Genomic DNA, 19203 nt, shown 5'->3' on the forward strand with positions numbered 1-19203 from the left:
CTCCTCCTCAGGTCTGCCTGGGCACCGACGCTAGAGGCGCCGTGCCCGCCGGGGGGTGGCGCTGGCACGTTGATGCCAAGGGACGCACGTTCTCGTTGGCAGCGGCCACCATCGAGGCGAACAGTGCTCGGTCGGGGAGGTCGTCGTGGCGACGGTAGTGGTGCACAGGCCGGCGCGGCGGCCGTCGCCGGAGATGCCGGAGGGGGAGCTCGTCCTCGACGCTCCGCCGGAGATCCCGCCGCCCGCCGGACGGCAGTGGACGCAGGTGCTGATGGCGCTGCCGATGGTGCTGATGATGGCGGCGATGGTGTTGATGTTCAGCGGCAGCTTCGGTCAGCTGGGCGCGTCCGGCACGATCCGCTACGTCACCATGGGGCTCTTCGGATTCGCCATGCTGGCCATGGTCGGCGTCGCGTTCCTCAACGGCGGCGGACCGAGCAAGCGGGAGATGGGCAACGCCCGCAGGCTCTACCTGCGCGGGCTCTCCCAGCACCGGGTGCGCGTCGGCCGGGCGGCCAGACGGCAACGCACCGCGCTCTGGTACCTGCATCCCGACCCGGCCACGCTGTGGTCCGTCGCGGACAGCTTCCGGCTCTGGGAACGCCGCCGGGGCGACGACGACTTCGGCGTGGTCCGGATCGGCCTCGGCCGGCAGAGCCTCGCCACCACGCTGATCACTCCGGACACCAAGCCGCTCGAACAGCTGGAACCGTTGTCCGCCTTGGCGTTGCGCCAGTTCATCACCACGCACTCCGAGGTCCCCGACCTGCCGCTCGCGATGGCGGTCAACGGCTTCAGCCGCGTGCACGTGCTCGGCCGGCCGGCGGCCGGCCTGGTGCGCGCCATGATCGCCCAGCTCGCTGTCCTGCAGTCGCCGGACGACCTGCGGATCGCCGTGTGCGTGAGCCCGGAACGGCGTGCGGAGTGGGAGTGGCTGAAGTGGCTGCCGCACGCGCTGCACCCGGAGCGCACCGACGCGCTCGGCCCGCTGCGGCTGGTCGCCCCGACCGTCACGATGCTGGAGGCGATGCTCGACGACCTGCTGGCCGACCGGCCGAGGTTCGACCCCGAGGACGAGGTCACCAGGGTCGGCGGGCCGCACCTGGTCGTGGTCGTCGACGGCGGTGTGACCGCGGGGTCGGACCACCTGCTGGCGGGCGCGGGCGTCGAGGGCGCCACGGTGATCGACCTGACGTCGCCGGCGCCGAGGATGCCCGACCCCTCGACGGTGGTGCTCGACGTCGACGACGACGGCGCGCTGAGCATCTGCGGCGCTGAGGGCGAAGCGGATCTCGGTCGTGCGGACGGTCTTCCGGTGGAGAGCGCCGAGGCGCTCGCGAGGCAGCTCGCGCCGTTGCGGCTCACCGAAGGTGGACACGGCGAGCAGCCGCTGAGCTCCGAGCTGGGCCTGGAGGAACTGCTCGATCTGGGCGACCCGTACGCGTTCGACCCGGCGGACACCTGGGTGCCGCGGCCGAGCAGGGACCGGCTGCGCGTGCGGTTCGGCATCCGGCCCGACGGCACCCCGATCGAGCTGGACCTCAAGGAGTCCGCGCAGGACGGCATGGGCCCTCACGGCCTGCTGATCGGGGCGACCGGGTCCGGCAAGAGCGAACTGCTCCGCACACTGGTGCTCGCCCTCGCGGTGACCCACCCGCCGAGCTCGCTGAACTTCACCCTGATCGACTTCAAGGGCGGCGCCACGTTCGCGCGCCTCGATCGCCTGCCGCACACCAGCGCGGTGATCACCAACCTCGCCGACGAGCTGCCGCTGGTCGACCGCATGTCCGACGCGATCAACGGAGAACTGTTGCGGCGTCAGGAACTGCTGCGTGCGGCGGGCAACTTCGCGTCGCTGCGGGACTACGAGAAGGCCCGCGCCGCCGGTGCCCCGCTGCCCGAGGTGCCGACCCTGTTCGTGGTGTGCGACGAGTTCTCCGAACTGCTGTCCGCCCGCCCGGACTTCATCGACAACTTCGTGCAGATCGGCAGGATCGGCCGCGCGCTCGGCGTGCACCTGCTGCTCGCGAGCCAGCGGCTGGAGGAGGGCAGGCTGCGGGGCCTCGACGCGCACCTGTCCTACCGGATCGGGCTGCGCACGTTCTCCGACATGGACAGCCGGACGGTGCTCGGTGTCTCCGACGCGTTCTCGCTGCCCCGCGCGCCCGGCCACGGTTTCCTGCGCTACGGCGACGAGCCGATGACGCGGTTCCGTTCCGCGTACGTGTCCGGTGTGCACCGTGCGGACCAGGTCGGCTCGACCACGCCTGGGACCGCGCAACCGTTGGGGCTCAACGAGTACTCGACCGCCTACCACGCGCCCGCGGCCGAGGAGGAACAGTCTTCCGAGGTGCCTGGCGACGAGGGTGACGCTGGTGTGGGGGAGAGCCTGCTGGACATCCTGGTCGACCGGTTCGCCGGTCGCGGCACCCCCGCGCACCAGGTGTGGCTGCCGCCGCTGGACCGCGCGCCGACGCTGGACGAGCTGTTCGGCGAGCTGATCGTCGATCCGGAACGAGGGTTGCGGCCCGCCGACCCCGGGTTCGCCGGAGGGGTGCGCGCGGTGTTCGGTGTGGTGGACCGGCCGTTGGACCAGCGCCGCGACCCGCTCGTGTTCGACCTGTCCGGATCCGCCGGGCATGCGGTGATCACCGGAGGCCCGCAGTCGGGCAAGAGCACGGCGGTGCGGTCGTTGATCGCCGGCCTCACGCTCACCAGGACTCCGCGCGAGGTGCAGTTCTACTGCCTGGACTTCGGCGGCGGTTCCCTCGCGTCACTGCGCGACCTGCCGCACGTCGGTGGGGTGGCGAACAGGCAGAACGTCGCCGCCGTTCGCCGCACGATCGCCGAGGTCGCGTCGGTGCTGGCCGAACGCGAACGCCGCTTCGCCGAACTCGACGTCGACGGCATGCCCGCCTACCGCGCCCTGCGCGCGAACGGCACGATCACGGACGATCCGCACGGCGACGTGTTCCTGGTCGTCGACGGCTGGGCGAGTCTGCGCAAGGACTTCGAGGACCAGGAGGACATCGTCGCGAGCATCGCGGCGCGCGGTCTGGCGTACGGCGTGCACCTGGTCGCGACGACCGCGCGCTGGTTCGACCTGCGGATGGCGGTGCGCGACCTGTTCGGCAGCAGGCTCGAACTCCGGCTGGGTGACCCCGTCGACACGGCGATCGACCGCATGGGCGCCGCGCGCGTGCCGGAGAACGCGCCGGGCAGGGGACTGTGCTCGACCAAGCACCAGATCCTCACCGCGTTGCCCCGGCTCGACGGCGGCACCTCCGAGGACCTCGCGAGCGGGGTGGCCGCGCTGGTCGACGCGGTGCGGGCGGCCTGGCCGGGCGATCCGGCTCCGGCCGTGCGGATGCTGCCCGAACGCCTGCCGTACCTGGCGTTGCCGGGATCCGATGAGCCACAACGACATCGGCTGGCGGTCGGCATCGCGGAGCAGGACCTCGAGCCGGTGCGGCTGGACTTCGCCGCCGACGCCCACCTGATGCTGCTCGGCGACGCGGACTCCGGCAAGACGACGTTCCTGCGCACCCTGGCCCGCCGTATTGCCGACACGTACGCGCCGGAGCAGGCGCGCGTGCTGCTGGTCGACCACCGCCGCGGCCTGCTCGGCGAGGTGCCGAAGACCCACCTCGCCGGCTACGGCACCGACACCGCGACCACGGCGAAGCTCGTCGGGACGACCGCTTACGCGATGAGCCAACGACTTCCGGGCCCGGACGTGACACCGGAGCAGCTGCGCAAGCGCAACTGGTGGACCGGCCCCGAGCTGTTCGTCCTGGTGGACGACTACGACCTCGTCACCACGTCGATGAACAACCCGTTGCTACCGCTCATGGAGTACCTGGCGCAGGGCCGCGACATCGGCCTGCACGTCGTGGTCACCCGCCGCACCGGTGGCGCGGGGCGGGCGCTCTACGAGCCGTTCCTCGCGAGGATGCGCGACGTCGGCTCGATCGGATTGTTGTTGTCCGGCAGCAAGGACGAGGGCCAGCTCCTCGCCGGCGTGAAGGCGGAACCACTGCCACCCGGCCGCGGCAAGCTGATCACCAGGCGCGGTGACACGCAGCTCGTGCAGCTCGCGTGGGTGCCGCCCGCGGAGTGACTTTCCCGGCACACCAAGGAAAACGAAGGAGGAGACATGGCCGACGTGGATGAGATCTCGATGGACCCGTGGATGATGGGCACCTACAAGGCGGCGAACCTCAACGTCATGGACGCCGGCGGACGAATGCAGGGCACGATGGAGGAATCCGTGCAGTGCGCGGGCACCGACGGCGTCGTGAGCCAACAACTCCAGGACATGGTCCGCGGCGCCAACGACTTCATGAAGTCGTGCGAGCTCACCGCGATCGAGGGCACGAACAACTACGTAGGTGCCGACAACGAGAGCGCGCTGGTCATCGACGGCGTGGTCAGCCAGTAAAAGGGGTCGATCACATGGACTACAGGACCATGCCGTTGAGGCAGCAGGCTCAGACCATCAGCGCCGAGATGCGCAACGAGGCGACGCTCGGCAAGAAGGCGGAGATGTGGGCCCAGGCGGAGAAGGAGCTTCCGGCCGTCCGGGACGCCTTCAAGGCCGAGACCAACAAGATCACCGCTGCGAAGTGGGATCAGGACGCCGCCGGAAAGCAGTTGCTCACGCGGTCGGAGAAGGCTCAGACGATCCTGACGGACTGGAGCGACCGGGTCACCGGCGCACAGGCGTCAGCCAAGCTCAAGCTCGTCGCCGACTCCCTCATGCCCACGTTCGAGGCCGTCCGGATCCAGGTCGAGGCGTACAACGAGGCGCTGAACACCGCGCAGAGCGCCAAGACCACCCTGGAGGACATCGAGGCACCGTTCCGGATCAGGGCCGGTGAGGCGTTGAACGTGCTGGCCGGGTACTTCCGCGATGTCGAGGCGACCCTGCAGAAGATCCGGGGCGGGCCCAGCTTCCAGTCGCTGGACGGCGCACGCAACCCCGGCGGCCCTCGTGCCGGTGGCCCCGCAGGGGGTCAGGGCGCCGCGGCCGGCCAGGACGGAGCGGAGGACGCGGCTGCTGCCGCCGCCGGTGCTGACGTGGCGGCGGCAGGAGGTGCTGCGGAAGGTGCGGCAGGAGGTGCGGAAGCGGGCGCAGGGGGTGCGGAAGCAGGCGCGGCCGGAGGTCCCGAAGCGGGAGCCGGTGGCGCGGGGGCCGGTGGCTCGGGGGCCGCAGGCCCGTCGCTCAGCGGTGGTGGAGCGAGCGCACCGCCGATCCCGACGCCGAAGCTGCCGACCATCCCGCCACCGAGCCTGCCGGGAGGCCCGCCACTCATTCCGCCGATGATCCCCGGAGCCGGTCTCGGCTCGACCGCACGGCCGGGCATCGGCGGCATGGGCGGTGTAGGCGGTGGCGTGGGCGGCGCACGGGTGCCCGGTGTCAGCCTGGGCGGTGGCGGCATCGGCGGCATGAACAGCGCGAAGACGTCGCTCCCGGCCATCACGTCCTTCGGCGCACCGGCCAACGCGGTCCCGAACGGCTCGGCCCTGAACGCCCTGCCCCCGAACGCGCCTCAGTTCGGCTCCGCGGGCAGCACCGGACCGGCGGGCGCGGGCGGCGCGCCGATGATGCCGCCGATGGGCGGCGCTGGCATGGGAGCGGGCACAGGAGCGGGCAACGGTCCTGGTTCCGGTGCGGCGCAACGGCGCGGCAACAGCCGCACGAAGCGCAGGGACGGCAGCACCCCGGGCCTGCCGTCGATGCTCAGCGGCAAGGCGGGCAAGGCCGACACGGGCTCGTTCGCGGTGCGCGACCGCAGGCCGGCGGAACCACTGGCGCCACCGGCCGCCCAGGTCGTGGACGAGGACCTGTGGCGAGTCGACCAGTGGGGCTCTGCCGACGGCCGCACGACCCAGGCGCGCCGTCTGCACTGACCCGGTCGCAGGACGCCGAAAGGCCCTGGAGACACCGTCTCCAGGGCCTTTCGGCGTTGGTGTGGCCGGCACCGAAGGCGACCGCGTCAGCGGCGCAGTGCGGCGTCGTGGCCCAGGCCCGAGCCCGACGGGATCCTCGACACCAGCCCGGCCGGCATCCGGACCGGTGTCGCGCCCGCGAAACCCAGCACCTCCACCATCTTCGGTTCGGCCAGGGGGAAGGCGACGCCCTGGTCGGTCACCACCAGGAACGTGCCCCTGGGCGCGTCCGGGGTGGCCACCGCCTCCACCAGCGCGGCGTGTCCGGCGGGGACCAGGACGCGGTCGGCCAGCACGGCGCCGCGGTCGGTCTGCCGCGGGGTCGAGGTCAGCGGGTCGATCTGGGGCATCGCAGGGTCCAGCGTCACCGAGGGGACGCTCGCGCCCGCACCGAAGGTCAGGCACAGGGTCGAGGTGTCGCCGCCGCGCGCGAACTCCGGCCGCACCGAGGGAGGATCGCCGGCTTTGGGCGCCGCCAGAGGGTTCTGAGGTGTGGTGCCCGCCTCGCTCAGGCCCATCGGCAGCGCTTTTGGTTCTGCGCCGGGGTAGGCGGCCGCGGTCGCCTGGTGCGCGCGCTGGATGTCGAACTGCAGTTCGGTGATCGGCCGCAGCCTGCCGGTCTCGGCCAGGTGGTGCTGCACGCCGCTGGAGGTGGTCACGGCGAGGAGCTGACCGGCCAGATAGGACCCGAACCCGGCCGGCTTTCCCATGTCCGCCACCGGGATCGGGCCGAGGCCCGCGCCCTGGGGGATCGCCTCGATCACCGCGGGTGCCACCCGGACGGGAGGGGTCGCGCCGAGGGCGATGCCGACGGCCGGCACGTCCGCCTTGTCGATGAGGTGCCGGTATCCCTTGTGCACCAGGTAACGCGCGCCGGTCTCCTGGACGTCGGCGAGCACCGCCCTGTCTCCCAGCGGGGCGCCGCCCTGCGACTGCCGGCCCACCAGGAGCGCGGACCTCGGCGTGACCGTGCCCGCCTGGTCAGCCGTCGGTTGCGAGCACAGCGTCCAGCCGTCGGTGAGCAACGAGTCGGGGCCAGGCAACGAGTCCGGCGCGTCCGGGATGCCGATGCGAGGGCCGCGCGGCACGCCGGACAGCGAGTCGCGCGACACGGACAGCGTCGGCGCGTGCTGGTTCATCGCCAGCAACGCCGACGCGTAGTTCATGACGGGATGCAGCCGCTGGTCCAGGTACACGTACCTGGTGCCGGTCTCCTTCTCGACGATCACCGATCTGCCGTCCTGCCAGGCCGTGTTGCCGCCGGGGTTGATGATCCCGTACACGCCGGCCCCGGCCAGCGCTATCACCGCGATCGCGATGCCGCCGAACACGGCGTTGCCCGGCCTGCGGAACGGCGGCTGCTCGGGATCGGTCTCCCTGGTCACCAGCGCGGACGTGACGCGCTGGGCCGAGAACTGGTGCGCGTGCAGCTGATCGTGTTTCGACGCCATGTCAGCCCCCCAGCCCGCGCAGGTAGCCGTAGAGACCGAGCACGGAACACAGCACCGGCACGATGGCCAGCACCACCAGGACCTCCAGGATCTCGGCGTACCGGCCGAGGTACGGGCTCGGTTCCCTCGTGCTGTGCACGACCCCGAGCGCGACGGCGATCGCGCCCGCCACCAGCAGCACCGGCACCGCCATCGGCAGCAGCATGCTCCGGTCGGACATCAAGGGCCACAAGGCGAGGCAGGCCGCACCGGCGAGGCCCGCCGTCAGCAGGGCCGCCCGCTGCCGCAGGATCGGGTAGAGCCGGGCCCGGAGCAGGAACCCGAGCGTCAGCACGATCACCAGCACCAGCGCGGCCGTGCTGTCGCTGCGGATCAGCAGCACGAAGCAGAAGACGACCGCGAGAGCGAGCCCGCCGACCATGCCGGTGAGCAACGCGTCCGCCCGCACCACCGCCGCGTACACCGCCACCCGAGGTGGCCGAGGACTCTCGCGCAGCAGGTCGGCGGCGTCGCGGGGCAGCACGGGCAACGGCACCCGCGCCAGTTTGATCGACAGCGACGCGCACAGCGGTGAGACCACGAGGCCGCAGCCGGCGACGAGCGCGGCCGCCTCGTGTCCCGCGTACGAGTCCGACGTCGCGAGCCAGGAACCCAGCGCCCCCAGCGTGCCGGCCGTCGCGGCGCCCACGAACAGCGCCGCCCGGTCGGCCACCCCGGCCAGCGCGACCACCGCGGTGAGCAGGAGAGCGGCGCAGGCGGTCAGCAGGTGCGGCGCGCCGAGGTCCGGCAACGCCCGGTCGCCCGCGAACACCAGCCCACCGCCCGTGAACGCGAACAGCAGCGCGACGACCCCGAAAGCCGCACCGAGCCCGGCATCCCCACCGGCCCTGGCCAGCAACACGGCAGTACCGACCAGCACCACGGCGATGACCAGCGACCACAGCGCGGCCTGAGGCCACGGAGGCCCCGACCGCAGCACCGCGACGAGCCCGAGCACGGCGCCGAGCCCGCCCGCGACGAGACCGCCGAGCCGGGTGTGCCGCGGCGTCCACGTTCCGCCGGTGCGCGCGGACCCGCTCGCGATCGCGTCGACCAGGTCGTCGTACTCCAGCTCGGGCCAGTCGGTCTGGGCGGGCGTCAGGTGCAGCACCTCGCCGTCGCGCACCTGTTGGGCCGCCAGCGTTCTCGCGGGGTCGAGCGTCGTGCCGTCCGCGTGGCGCAGCACCCAGCCGCCGACGCTCGCCCCGGCGTCGGCGAGCGCGTCACCCGCGTGCGCCAGCAGGCCGGGCAGCAGTTCGGCGAGCGGCACCCGTTCCGGCAGCGCGAGGTCGATGCGACGGTCGGGAGCCGCGACCGTCAGCCGCACAAGGCCAATGGTGTTCATGTGGTCTTCCTGGGTTCGTCCTCCGGCGGCAGCAACCTGCCGACAGAGCTACCGGTGCGATGGACGTACCTAGGCTCACCGCGACGCGACGCTCGGGGAACGGGCTCGGCAGCTAGCGGACACGGCAAGGAGGCGACCGTGCACGAAGTTCTTCCGGTGGGCCACGATCTCGGCGCCCTGCACGACGGGGCCGGCGGGCACATCCGGCAGGTGCGGGCAGGGGCCGAGGTGTTCGAGCTGAACAACGCCGAATACGCGGCGTGGAGCGCGGCGCACGGCGTTCCGGGCGAGGACGGGCTGGTGCGACCCAGGACCACCGAGTCGTTGCGCGACGAGCACGGCGACGACGTCGTGACCGGCCTGCTGGCCCGGCGCCTGCTCGCGTTCCCGCACCCGGCGGCCGAGTTCGCCGCACGGCACCGGCTGGTGCCGCTCGCGCTGGGCCTGGGCGCCACGGCCGAGGAACCGTGGCTGTTCTCGGTGGGGTTGCTCGACCAGCCGGTGGTGACGATGACCGGTGCGCTGTACGACCTGTGGCAGTGGGCGCACCTGTCGCCGGACCTGGGGGAGGCCTGCCGGGAGACGGCGGCCGCCGCCACGGGCGCGGGTGTCACCGACGCGACGCAGACGGACCCGGACCAGGTGCTCGCGGGAGCGCTGGAGTCGGTCCCGCTCCTGCTCGCGACCAGGACGGCGTGCTTCGACGTGCTGATCGAGGGTGTCCGATGAACGTCTACCCGGTCGGCCACTACGTCGGCGAACGGCACCCGGAGGGCCATCACCTCGTGCGCCTGGGGCAGACGCACCAGACCATGAGCGAATCCGAGTTCGGCGTGTGGGTGCTGGCACACGGCATCGCGGGAAGTCCTGAGTGGACGGTGGAGGACCTGCTCGCACTGGCGGAGAAGGCCGAACTGCCCGGCGCACGGGCCGCCACCGACCGGCTGACCGGGATCGGCGTCCTGGTCGCCGGGAACGAGGCCACCTTCGCGCAGACCCACCGGCTCATGCCGTTGCTGGTCGGCCTGGGGAACTCGGAGCTGCACCCGGACCGGTTCGCCGTCGGTCTGCCCGGCTTCCCGCCGGTCGCGGTGCTCGACGAGGGCGGCTACGAGCTGTGGCAGTGGGGGCACCTCGCCCCGAGCCTCTGGCACACCTGCGAGGTCCGGGCGGCGGTCGCCGACGAACCGGTGAGCGCTCAAGACCAGCTCGGCGGCGTGCTGCGCGACCTGCGGCCGGTGCTGGCGGGCGGATGCGGCTACCTGGACGTGCTCAGCCGTGCTGAGCAGCGACTGTACTGATACTGGACCTCACGTGTACGTACGTGGATACGCTGCGGGCGTGCAGATTCGCAAGTGGGGACGGCGAGGCGCGGGGGAGCGGGACCGGGCCGCGAGGTGGCCGGTCGCGCTGCTCGTGGTGGTCGCCGTCGGCGCGGTCACCACGGCGCTGACCGGGGCGGCCAAGCCGGTGTCGGGGCTCGAGTTCCTGCAGAGCGGCCACTGGGTGGTGAACCTCGCGCTCGGGCAGGCGGTGCACGTCGACGGCGCGAACAAGAAGCCCGACGGCCAGGTGCCGATCCCGCGCGTCGACCGGGGCAGCCAGGTGGTGCAGAGCCCGACCAGCGGCTACGTCGTCGGGTCTGCCGACGTCACCGAGTTCGACAAGTCGACGCTGTCGGTGGAACGCACGATGCCGCTGCCGTCGGACGGCGAACGCCCGCTGGCCGTCGAGGTCGCGGGCGGGCCCTACCTGGTCTACGCCGGGTCCGGCCAGGTCGTGCGCCTGGGCTCCGAGCCGAAGATCCTGTCCGCCGGGCGCGGCCTCGGGTCCCCCGTGACGACCGACGACGCCACGCTGTGGATGCATCGCGCCGAGACGGGCGCCATCTGTTCGTGGGCACGCGGGGCGGACGAGCTGTCCTGCCCGGCGACCGCACCGGCGGGGCACGCGGGCGGTCTCACCGTCAGTGGCGGCAAGCCGACGTTCGTCGACGCGACCGAGGGCACGATGAGCACGGTCGAGGCCACCGGCATGGGCGAGCAACAGCCGCTGGGACTCCGCCTGCCGCCCACCGCACGGGTCGCGCCCGCCGACGTCGCCGGCAAGATCGCCGTTCTCGACCCCGACACCGACCGGCTGCACCTGGTCTCGGCCGGGAGCAGCCCCGTCACCGTCGACCTGCCCGCGGGCGAGTACTCGAGTCCCAGCGTCACCGGCACGTCCGTCGTGCTGCTGGACCGCGGCAACAACATGCTGCGCACCTACGGCGGCGACGGCCGGGCACGCAAGACCACACCGATCCCCGTCGAGAAGGGAGAGCCGCGCCTGAGCCGCGGCGAGGACGCGCGGGTCTACGTCGACGGCGCCGAGGGCAAGCACGTCGTGGTCGTCGACGGCGACGGGGCGATCACGCCGGTCCCGGTGGAGGGCAAGGGCAAGGACGAGGCCCCGCCGCCCACGCGGGTGCAGCCGCCTCCGATCAGCGTCGCGACGCCCGACCGTCAGCCTCCCGCCAGGCAGGAGCCCGTGCCACCGGTGACGCCCGACCGGCAGCCGCAGAAGCAGGTTCCGCCACCCGCACCGCCACCTCCGCCGCCGCCCCTCCCGGCGACGCCACCCGGCATGCCGGGCAACCTGGCCGTGCGCATCGCGGCCCCCGCCTCCGACGCGACCGTCACCTGGACCGCCGCGCCCGCCAACGGCGCCCCGGTCACCGGTTACGTCGTGACGTGGGTCCGCGAGGACGGGTCGAAGCGGGGCAGCGCCACCGTGCCGGGGCTGTCCCACGTCATCGCGGGAATCTGGTCCGGCCGCGACGTCGCGTTCACCGTGACCGTGGCCGCGGTGAACAGCGCGGGCCAGGGAGCACCGGCCTCCGTGCGCACCGTGCCGACGGTGCAACCGACGATCACACTCTCCCGCGGCGGGCGCACGTCGCAGTGCGATGAGCCGAACTGCGCCTGGATGCGGATGGTCTTTCAGGGCTTCGAGCCCGGCGCCACGCTCGACGTGATGCCGCACTCCTCCGCTCCCGGTTACTCCAACCCCGGCCACCGGCTGCACGCCGACAGCGAGGGCAACGCCGATCTCGAGGCCTTCTACTACCACGGGGTCGGGCACACGGTCTGGGTCACGGCCGGTGGCGTGACGTCGAACCGTCTGACGTGGACCGCGGGGTGAGGCTGACCCGGCGCGGAGTCGTCGTGCTCCTCGGTTCACTGCTGCTCGCGATCGGCGGGCACTGGGCTGGCTATCCGCTGCTGCGCGTGCTCGGCGCGGTCGGGGTCGCCGCGGTGCTGGGCGCCGTCCTGGTCACCGCGCGCGGCCCCCGCGTGACGGTGACCCGGGACGTCTACCCGGCTCGCGTCGAACGTGGACGCCCGGCGCTCGCCACGCTGCGGGTGCGCAACACCGCCTCCTGGCGGCTGCGCGGGTTCACCGCGGTGGACAGGGCCGGCGAGGACGTCCGCCCGGTGACGGTGCACGCGCTGGAGCCTGGCGCGGAGTCGACCTACCACTACGAACTGCCGACGACGACACGAGGTCTGATGCCGGTCGGCCCGCTGACGCTGCACCGCGAGGACCCGTTCGGTCTCGCCCGCAACCGGGTCACCGCGGGGGAGCCCGAGACGCTGTGGGTGCATCCGCGGGTCCACGCGGCGTCGGCCCGCATCGGCGGATTCCCGCGCCACCACCACGAGGGTGCCGCGACCGACGACGCGCTGCGCGGGTCGCTCGACCTCAAGGAGGTGCGCGAGTACCAGCCCGGCGACGAGGTGCGCAGCATGCACTGGAAGGCGACCGCGCGCACCGGGCGGCTGATGGTGCGCGACTCCACTGATCCCGTGCAGCCGAGGTTCACCGTGCTGCTCGACACCAGGGCCGGCCTGCCCGCGGCGCTGTTCGAGGAGGCCGTCGATCTCGCGGCCTCGCTGCTCAGCGCGTCCGCACTGGCCGGGCACCACAGCAGGCTCGTCACGTCCTGCGGGATCGACGTCCCCACCCCGGGCGGGGCAGTCGCGGCGAGGCAGTTGCTCGACCGGCTTTGCCTGCTGGGACAGGACTCCGCCGGCCGTGAGCTCGTGCCGCCCGCTTTGTCCGTCGCGGGGAAACGAGGTGGCTGTCTCACCGTGATCGCCGCCGGTGACGCGGACTTCGCCGCGCTCGCGGGACTGCGGGCCCGTTACTCCTCGCGCTACCTCATGGTGATGGGTGCGCACGCCGCCCCGGCCGTTCCGTCCGCGAGGGTGATCGCCGCAGGGGAGGCGCGTACCGGTGTGCGGCTGTGGAACGAGGTGACGCGATGACGAACCAGGATCGCGTGCAGGTCGCCTGCTTGGCGCTCGCCGCCGTGGTGGCGGGCCTGTTCTTCGCCCCGGTGTTCGGGATCCTGCCGTTGCTGGTGCCGATCGCCGCTGTCGTGGTGCCGGCGTTCGTCGTCGTGGAACTCTGCTCGCGCCACCGGAAACTCGCCGTGTGGCGACCGTTGCTCGTCGCGCTGGTGGGACTTGTCGGCGTCACGGAGTCGTTGCTGTTCCCCACCACCGTGGCCGGACTGCCCACCGGCGACACGATCGCGGCGCTGCGGTCGGGGGTCACCGAGTCCTGGCAGCTCACCCTGCAGTCGACCTGGCCCGCCCGGCCGGATCCCGCGCTGATGCTCTTCGTCCCGTTGCTCGTGCTGCTGGCGACCGTGCTCGGCGTCGAGCTGCTCCTGTTGCTGCGCAAGCCTTTGCCGGCGTTGCTGCCCAGCTTCGCCGTGGTGGTCGTGAGCCAGCTCTACCTGGCGTTGTCCGGTCTCGCCGCGGTGGCCGGTGCGCTGGCGTACGCGGCCGTCAGCGGGGCGTTGATCGCGTCCGGACGTGCCGACCCGATGTCCGGGCGGAAAGGGCTCGTGCTGCCCGCGCTAGTGCTAGGCGTGGTCGCCGCGATCACCGTCGGCCTGCTCCTGCCCGCGCCACCGCCGGGGTACTCGCTCAAGCAGGACCAGGCGGCGCAGGTGAACGCGCGCGTCACCAGCCCGCTCGGCGAGATCTCCTACCGGCTCGGGCATCCCGGCGACCCGGTCTTCACCGTCACCGGAGACCGGGCCGAGCGCTGGCCCGTCGTGGTGCTGCAAGCGTTCGACGGCGTGAACTGGACGCCCGGCGGGAGCTATCGCAGGCTCGGCACCGAGCTGGCGCCCGGACCCGTGGTGGCCGTGCCGGTGCACCGCCGCGACGCCAAGATAACCATGCGTGGTCTCGACGGGCGCTGGCTGCCCAGCCAGGCCTGGCCCGCCGCGGTGACCGGCGTCGACCCGCTGGTCGAGGAGACGCAGGGAACCCTGCTGGTGCAACGCCCGATGGCCGCGGCGGAGTACTCGCTGGGCTGGTGGGAACCGGAGGTGGGCGTCGCGAACCTCGCCGGCGCGGCCGTGAACCCGTACGCGGAGGGCGGTAGCGGGGGCGTGGGCACGCCGCCGGAGGGCGTGCGGGAGCTGGTCGCGAACGCCTTGCGGGGCATGCGTCCGAGCTTCCAGTCGGCGTTGCAACTGGAGCGCTTCTTCAAGGAGAACTACCGGCTCGCGACAGGCACCGACGTGCCGGGCGGGCACGGCTGGCCGCAGCTGCGGCGGTTCCTCTTCGACACCAAGGTGGGCACGAGCGAGCAGTTCGCGGCCGCGTACGTCGCACTGGCGCGGATGACCGGCATACCGGCCCGGCTCGTCGTGGGTTACCGCACTCCGGCGGGATCCGGCGGCGAGTACGTGGTGCGCAACGGCGACGTGCTGGCGTGGCCCGAGGTCGCGGTGGCCGGCGTCGGCTGGGTGCCGATGGATCCGTTCGGCTCCGAGAGCAAGGGGGAGGGCAACGGGGCAGGGCTCGCCGCGGCGGTCGCGCGGGCGAGGGACCAGCTGCCTCCCGTCGAGGAACTGCGTGACCCGCCGGTCGCGGCGCCGGACGGTGATGCCGGAGCGGCGAACGACTCCGCCACGCGGATCCCGTGGGGACTTCTGCTCGCCGTGCTCGCGGCCGCCGTCGTCGGCTGGCTGGCCGGGATTCCGCTCGCGAAGCGGGTCCGGGCCTGGCGCAGGCGACGGAGGCCGGGCAGCGGCGCGGTGCTCGGTGCGTGGCAGGAGGTGCGCGACCGGATGCGCGAGCACGGGGTGCCGTTCAGCGAGGGCATGACCCCACGCGATCTGGCCGCCGTCGCACCCGCGGCCGGACTTCAGTCCACAGTGGAAGGACTGCTGCTGCTCGGGTCCACAGTGGACCAGGCGCTGTGGTCCGGTGCCGAGACCACCGGCGAGGTGCGGGATCGCGCCTGGCACGCGGCCGGGTTGGTGCGTCAGCGGCTCGCGAGGCGGGGGCTGCGGGCCAGGATCCGGGCCGCCGTGGACCCCAGCACCCTGATCAGGCCTCGTACTCCCGGATCCAGTCGATCTCCATCGTCGACGTGGTCGCGGTGGACGAGGAGACCTGTGGGGCGCCAGAACTCCGTACACATGCGCTGAGCTGCGGCGGTCGGGCACTGTCTCAATCAGCAACCACGTCACATTTGCAGAGAAAGTGGGCGAGCACCTCTTACGGCACGGTCCGGCCGAGACCGCCTTTGCTTCTTGCAGTCGTCAGTGTGGGAACAACGATGCCAGGACCAGGCATCTCCAGTCAGGGCTGGAGCCAGCGGTCGAACCAGGCACGGGTGCGACGCAGGACGTCGAGTTGGTGGTTGCGTTCCCGGATCGAGTGGCCCTCCCTGGGGTAGATGACGAACTCGTGCACGGCACCGAAGTAGCGCAGGGCCCGGTGGAAGTACACGGCTTGGCCGAGGGGGACGTTGGTGTCCTCGGCGCCGTGCAGGATGAGCACCGGGGTGCGGACGCGGCTGGCAAAGGAGACCGGGCTGACCGCGTCGTGCGGGTGTGGGCCGACCCCATCCCAGCCGATGCTGCCGCTGAGCGCGCCGTCGAGCTGGCCGTGCTCCCCGGTCGCGGCGAGCATCCCCCAGTCGATGATACCCGCGTTGACCAGCGCGGCGCGAAACCGGTTCGTCTGCCCGATCGCCCAGGCGGCCATGAAGCCACCGTGGCTGCCGCCCGCGATGCCCAGTCGGTCGGGGTCGGCGATGCCCTCGGCGATGAGCAGGTCGATGCCGGTCAGGATGTCGGACCACTCCTCCCGGCCGACCCTGCCCGCGACGCTGGCCGCGAACTCGTGGCCGTGGCCCCGGCCGCCGCGCGGGTTGGGCAGGAACACCGCGTATCCGGCGGTGGCCAGCCACTGTGCCTGTGCGCCGTGGAACGAGAACAACTGGAGGCGATCGGCGTACCGGTCGTCGGGACCTCCGTGCACGATCGTGACGAGTGGGAACGGGCCGTCCGAGGCGGATTTCCCGGCCGGCAGCACGAGCAGACCGTCCAGATCAAGGCCGTCGGCGGCTCGATAGGCCAGCGGTCGCTGGGTACCGAATGCGATGCCGTCCAGTTCGGGGCGGGTGTCCGTGATCTTCCGCAGCGGCCCGGTCGGTGGCCCGACATGAACGTTCGTGGGTTGGTAACGGGTGCCGGTCAGTGCCGCGATCGTCTTGCCTGCGGGGGTGGTGGTGAGGGCGTCGAGGTGGCCGGGGTGCTGCGACAGTGGCGTGGGACCGTCGGGGTCGAGCCGGGCCAGGGTCGTGTTCAGGCCGTTGGCGAAGACCACCAGCGGGGCGGCGTCGGTCTGGCACAGTTCGATGGGGCACATCGGCAGGTCGGCGGTGCGGTTGCGGCGGACGCGGCTGCTCACAGCCAGGTCGAACACGGCGGTGCCGGCGTGGAGAACCGGTGGGGTGAGGGCGATGTAACCGAGGTGCCAACCGTCTTCAGCCGGCCACCAGGCCAGGGACTGTGCGTCGACCTCGACCGGTCCGAGGTCTTCCGCGGTCCCCGTGGCGGGGTCGAACAGGTGCAGCTGGCCGGTGCGGGGGCCGTAGTCCTTGTCGGCGCTGGCCTGGGTGAGCACGGCGAGCGGGCCACCGTCGGGTCGTTGCCGCAGTTCCACGACGTGCCGGCCGCCGAACACATCCGGGGTGGCGACCTGGCCGGTGCGCAGGTCAAGCAGGCGCAGCCGAGCACGCGGTTCGCGTTCGCCGAAGACAATGGCGTCGTCACGATCCCGCGCGCGGCGCACGTCCTGCTCGGTGGGCTCGTCCTCGGCGAGCAGCGCGATCAGGTCGGGATCGGCGAGCGGCAGGTGGTCGACGATGCCGGCACGCCAGCGGGTCACCGCGATCACCACGTCGTCGGCGGGGCTGAGCCGGTACAGCTGCGGAGTGCCACGCTCAGCGCGGTCGGACAGGAAGTACAACGTGCCCGAGTCCGCGGACCAGCGGGGCCGGGACTCCGTCGCGGTGTCGGCGGTCACCCGACTCCACACACCGTCGCCGTTGGTGTCGGCCAGCCAGAGCGCGGTGTCGAGGTGGTCACCGACTCGGCTGATGGGGGCGAGAACGTAGCAGAGCAGATGCCCGTTCGGAGCGAGAGCCGGTGCCTGCGGGACGTGACCCTCGACCACGAGTTCAGCGGTCAAACCTGTCATGTGATCAGTGTGCCAACGTCAACAGCGCACCACGTGGACGAGTCGCTGCGCTCGGCGCACTCGGCCGAAGCGTGCGGCCGCACCAACGGTGCAACCCCCCAACGCGCCCGGCCAGTCGAGGCACAGATAAGCACCAGCGAGTACAAAGTCCGTCCGCTGAAGATGGCGGCTCGGCAACTCCTCGGACATCCGCATCCACAGCAGGTTCCTCGTGGAGTCCATGCAGAGCAGGCGATCGGTATCAGCACCGACGAGTTCACACGGGCCAAGGACGCAGACGTCGCACACCTGCGCAACGTCTTCCCGTTGCTCGAACTCGGCTGGCGTTGGATCCGAGACCACGACCCTGACGGCTGGGTCGAAGCTGTGGAGTTCGACAAGGCCATCCGGCACGGCTGTCCACATGCGACTGAGCGCGGACAGCCGTTGCATGGCAGGTATTTCCTACACCACTCCTGCAAGCCGCTGGACGAAGTCGACCTCGAACCACGTACTGCCTCGCGGCCGCACCTTCAACTCGTCGGTACTGAGGCGGCAGAGCAAGCCGACCCCGACGGTTGCTCGCCGTGGACGTGCCCGCTCTGGCGCGGCAGTAGGAGAGGGTCTGCTGCACGAGTAGGTGACAGTTGTGACCTGCCCCACCGGAAGGGTTCCAGTCGTTGTGGCTAACTGGCAGCGGTGATGGCGTTGTGGTCGGAGCGTAGTTCGTACTCGATGGGGGTGAGGTAACCGAGGGCGGAGTGCCGTCGGCGGCGGTTGTGGAAGATCTCGATGTAGTCGAAGATCGCGTTGGCAAGCTCCACGCGGGTCTTCCATCGTTGACGGTTCAGTAGCTCGATCTGCATCGATGACCAGAAGGATTCCATCATCGCGTTGTCGAGGCCGTCGCCTACGCTTCCGAAAGATGGCAGCAGACCGGCTGAGCGGATCTTCTCGCCGAAGACCCATGAGGTGAACTGGGTTCCGTGATCGGCGTGGACGATGCCGCCGGGCTCGGGGCGCCGGTTGCGGATGGCCATGTCGAGTGCGTTGACGACCAGGGTTGAGTCCTGTGTGGAGTCAATCGACCAGCCACAATTCGACGGCTGAACGCATCGAGGACTGCGGCGCAGTAGAGCCATCCTTCCCTTGTCCTGTGCTGGGTGATGTCGGTGACCCACAGTTCGTTCGGTTTCAGTCGATGGAACTTGCGGTTCACCAGGTCGCCGGCGGTGGCGACGCCGCGGAGCTGTTTCACTCGTGCTGGCCCGGGAAGTCCGTGGATCCCGGCCTGGCTCATCAGCTGCCAGACAGTGCGTTCGCAGACGGTGATGCCCATGCCGAGAGTGAGTTCGGCGTGCACCCGTCGATGGCCGTAGGTACCGCGTGAGGCGACGTGCACCTCGCGGATCACGCCGGTCAGCCAGCGGCGTCGTAGCTCGGTCGGCGTGGTCGGTGTTCGTTTGGCTTTGTAGTAGTTCTGTCTGGCGACTCCGAGGACGCGACAGCATCGGTCAATGGGGATCCCGGCGTCGGCAAGCCTGTCGATCACCGGGTAGAACCTTTTGGGCGAGGGCGATCCATCCCAAGGAACGTCGCTGTCTGACGCACGATCAACAACTCGGTCTCGAGCTCCCGAATCCGTTGTCGAGCGGCACGTAGTTCGACGGACTCGCTGCTCGGGGTGCCGGGAATCTCGCCCCGATCGATCCGGTCCTGCTTGACCCATTTCGACAACGTCACCGGATGGATACCCAGGTCGGCAGCAGTCTGCTTCTGCTCTCTACCGGCCCGAACAAGCGCGACGGCACGCGCTCGGAACTCGGCGGGGTACGCACGGGGCACAGTGCACAGCCTCTCGAACAGGCCGTCAGTT

General features: G+C 71.5%; 11 protein-coding genes and 1 pseudogene. 8 read left to right on the top strand and 4 right to left on the bottom strand.

Annotation, left to right across the window (positions count from 1 at the left end; all coding sequences use genetic code 11):
• The first annotated feature begins 145 nt into the window (after nucleotides 1-145).
• The 3 genes from eccCa to OG205_RS45385 are packed head-to-tail and all read left to right on the top strand — an operon-like array spanning nucleotide 146 to nucleotide 5913.
• Entirely contained in the window at nucleotides 146-4120 is a 3975-nt protein-coding gene (gene eccCa, locus OG205_RS45375; RefSeq protein WP_330273912.1) for a type VII secretion protein EccCa, read from the top strand.
• A gap of 36 nt (nucleotides 4121-4156) precedes the next feature.
• Nucleotides 4157-4441: a hypothetical protein gene (locus OG205_RS45380; protein WP_330273913.1), complete on the top strand. Its 285-nt coding sequence runs from the start codon at nucleotides 4157-4159 to the stop codon at nucleotides 4439-4441.
• A 14-nt stretch (nucleotides 4442-4455) separates the two neighbouring features.
• Complete coding sequence (locus OG205_RS45385; RefSeq protein WP_330273914.1) at nucleotides 4456-5913, top strand: hypothetical protein; 1458 nt, start codon at nucleotides 4456-4458, stop codon at nucleotides 5911-5913.
• Between the two features lie 86 nt (nucleotides 5914-5999).
• On the opposite strand, the gene eccB is transcribed toward OG205_RS45385, so the two are convergent.
• Together eccB and eccD are read right to left on the bottom strand one after the other, a co-directional pair.
• Nucleotides 6000-7403, bottom strand: a complete 1404-nt coding sequence (gene eccB, locus OG205_RS45390) for a type VII secretion protein EccB (protein WP_330273915.1) — start codon at nucleotides 7401-7403, stop codon at nucleotides 6000-6002.
• A 1-nt stretch (nucleotide 7404) separates the two neighbouring features.
• Nucleotides 7405-8787 (bottom strand): type VII secretion integral membrane protein EccD, encoded by a 1383-nt coding sequence (gene eccD / locus OG205_RS45395; RefSeq protein ID WP_330273916.1) that lies wholly within the window; start codon nucleotides 8785-8787, stop codon nucleotides 7405-7407.
• A gap of 138 nt (nucleotides 8788-8925) precedes the next feature.
• Between eccD and OG205_RS45400 the strand changes: the two genes are divergently transcribed.
• Genes OG205_RS45400 through OG205_RS45420 form a run of 5 tightly spaced genes read left to right on the top strand, consistent with a single transcriptional unit; the run spans nucleotide 8926 to nucleotide 15286 of the window.
• A complete protein-coding gene (locus OG205_RS45400) occupies nucleotides 8926-9516 on the top strand; it encodes a hypothetical protein (protein WP_330273917.1) in 591 nt (196 codons plus the stop codon).
• On the top strand, nucleotides 9513-10088 hold the full coding sequence (locus OG205_RS45405) for a hypothetical protein (RefSeq protein WP_330273918.1): 576 nt from the start codon (nucleotides 9513-9515) through the stop codon (nucleotides 10086-10088). The genes OG205_RS45400 and OG205_RS45405 overlap by 4 nt, the downstream gene beginning before the upstream one ends.
• Nucleotides 10089-10128: 40 nt before the next feature.
• Nucleotides 10129-11970: a fibronectin type III domain-containing protein gene (locus OG205_RS45410; protein WP_330273919.1), complete on the top strand. Its 1842-nt coding sequence runs from the start codon at nucleotides 10129-10131 to the stop codon at nucleotides 11968-11970.
• Nucleotides 11967-13097 carry a DUF58 domain-containing protein gene (locus tag OG205_RS45415; RefSeq protein WP_330273920.1) on the top strand — a complete coding sequence of 377 codons (1131 nt, stop codon included), beginning with the start codon at nucleotides 11967-11969 and terminating at the stop codon, nucleotides 13095-13097. The genes OG205_RS45410 and OG205_RS45415 overlap by 4 nt, the downstream gene beginning before the upstream one ends.
• Entirely contained in the window at nucleotides 13094-15286 is a 2193-nt protein-coding gene (locus OG205_RS45420) for a DUF3488 and transglutaminase-like domain-containing protein (protein WP_330273921.1), read from the top strand. The genes OG205_RS45415 and OG205_RS45420 overlap by 4 nt, the downstream gene beginning before the upstream one ends.
• Before the next feature lie 154 nt (nucleotides 15287-15440).
• On the opposite strand, the gene OG205_RS45425 is transcribed toward OG205_RS45420, so the two are convergent.
• Together OG205_RS45425 and OG205_RS45430 are read right to left on the bottom strand one after the other, a co-directional pair.
• Nucleotides 15441-17348 carry a S9 family peptidase gene (locus tag OG205_RS45425; RefSeq protein WP_330273922.1) on the bottom strand — a complete coding sequence of 636 codons (1908 nt, stop codon included), beginning with the start codon at nucleotides 17346-17348 and terminating at the stop codon, nucleotides 15441-15443.
• Nucleotides 17349-18013: 665 nt separating this feature from the next.
• Nucleotides 18014-19172: pseudogene (locus OG205_RS45430) on the bottom strand (IS3 family transposase).
• Between the last annotated feature and the right edge of the window lie 31 nt (nucleotides 19173-19203).

The organism is Lentzea sp. NBC_00516, assembly GCF_036346835.1.
Classification (GTDB): Bacteria; Actinomycetota; Actinomycetes; order Mycobacteriales; family Pseudonocardiaceae; genus Lentzea; species Lentzea sokolovensis.

Excerpts from the sequence above, each read along its gene's own strand:
- OG205_RS45420 (WP_330273921.1), top strand. The coding sequence starts at position 13,094 with ATGACGAACCAGGATCGCGTGCAGGTCGCCTGCTTGGCGCTCGCCGCC.
- eccB (WP_330273915.1), bottom strand. The coding sequence starts at position 7,403 with ATGGCGTCGAAACACGATCAGCTGCACGCGCACCAGTTCTCGGCCCAG.
- OG205_RS45405 (WP_330273918.1), top strand. The coding sequence starts at position 9,513 with ATGAACGTCTACCCGGTCGGCCACTACGTCGGCGAACGGCACCCGGAG.
- OG205_RS45425 (WP_330273922.1), bottom strand. The coding sequence starts at position 17,348 with ATGACAGGTTTGACCGCTGAACTCGTGGTCGAGGGTCACGTCCCGCAG.
- OG205_RS45385 (WP_330273914.1), top strand. The coding sequence starts at position 4,456 with ATGGACTACAGGACCATGCCGTTGAGGCAGCAGGCTCAGACCATCAGC.
- OG205_RS45380 (WP_330273913.1), top strand. The coding sequence starts at position 4,157 with ATGGCCGACGTGGATGAGATCTCGATGGACCCGTGGATGATGGGCACC.
- eccD (WP_330273916.1), bottom strand. The coding sequence starts at position 8,787 with ATGAACACCATTGGCCTTGTGCGGCTGACGGTCGCGGCTCCCGACCGT.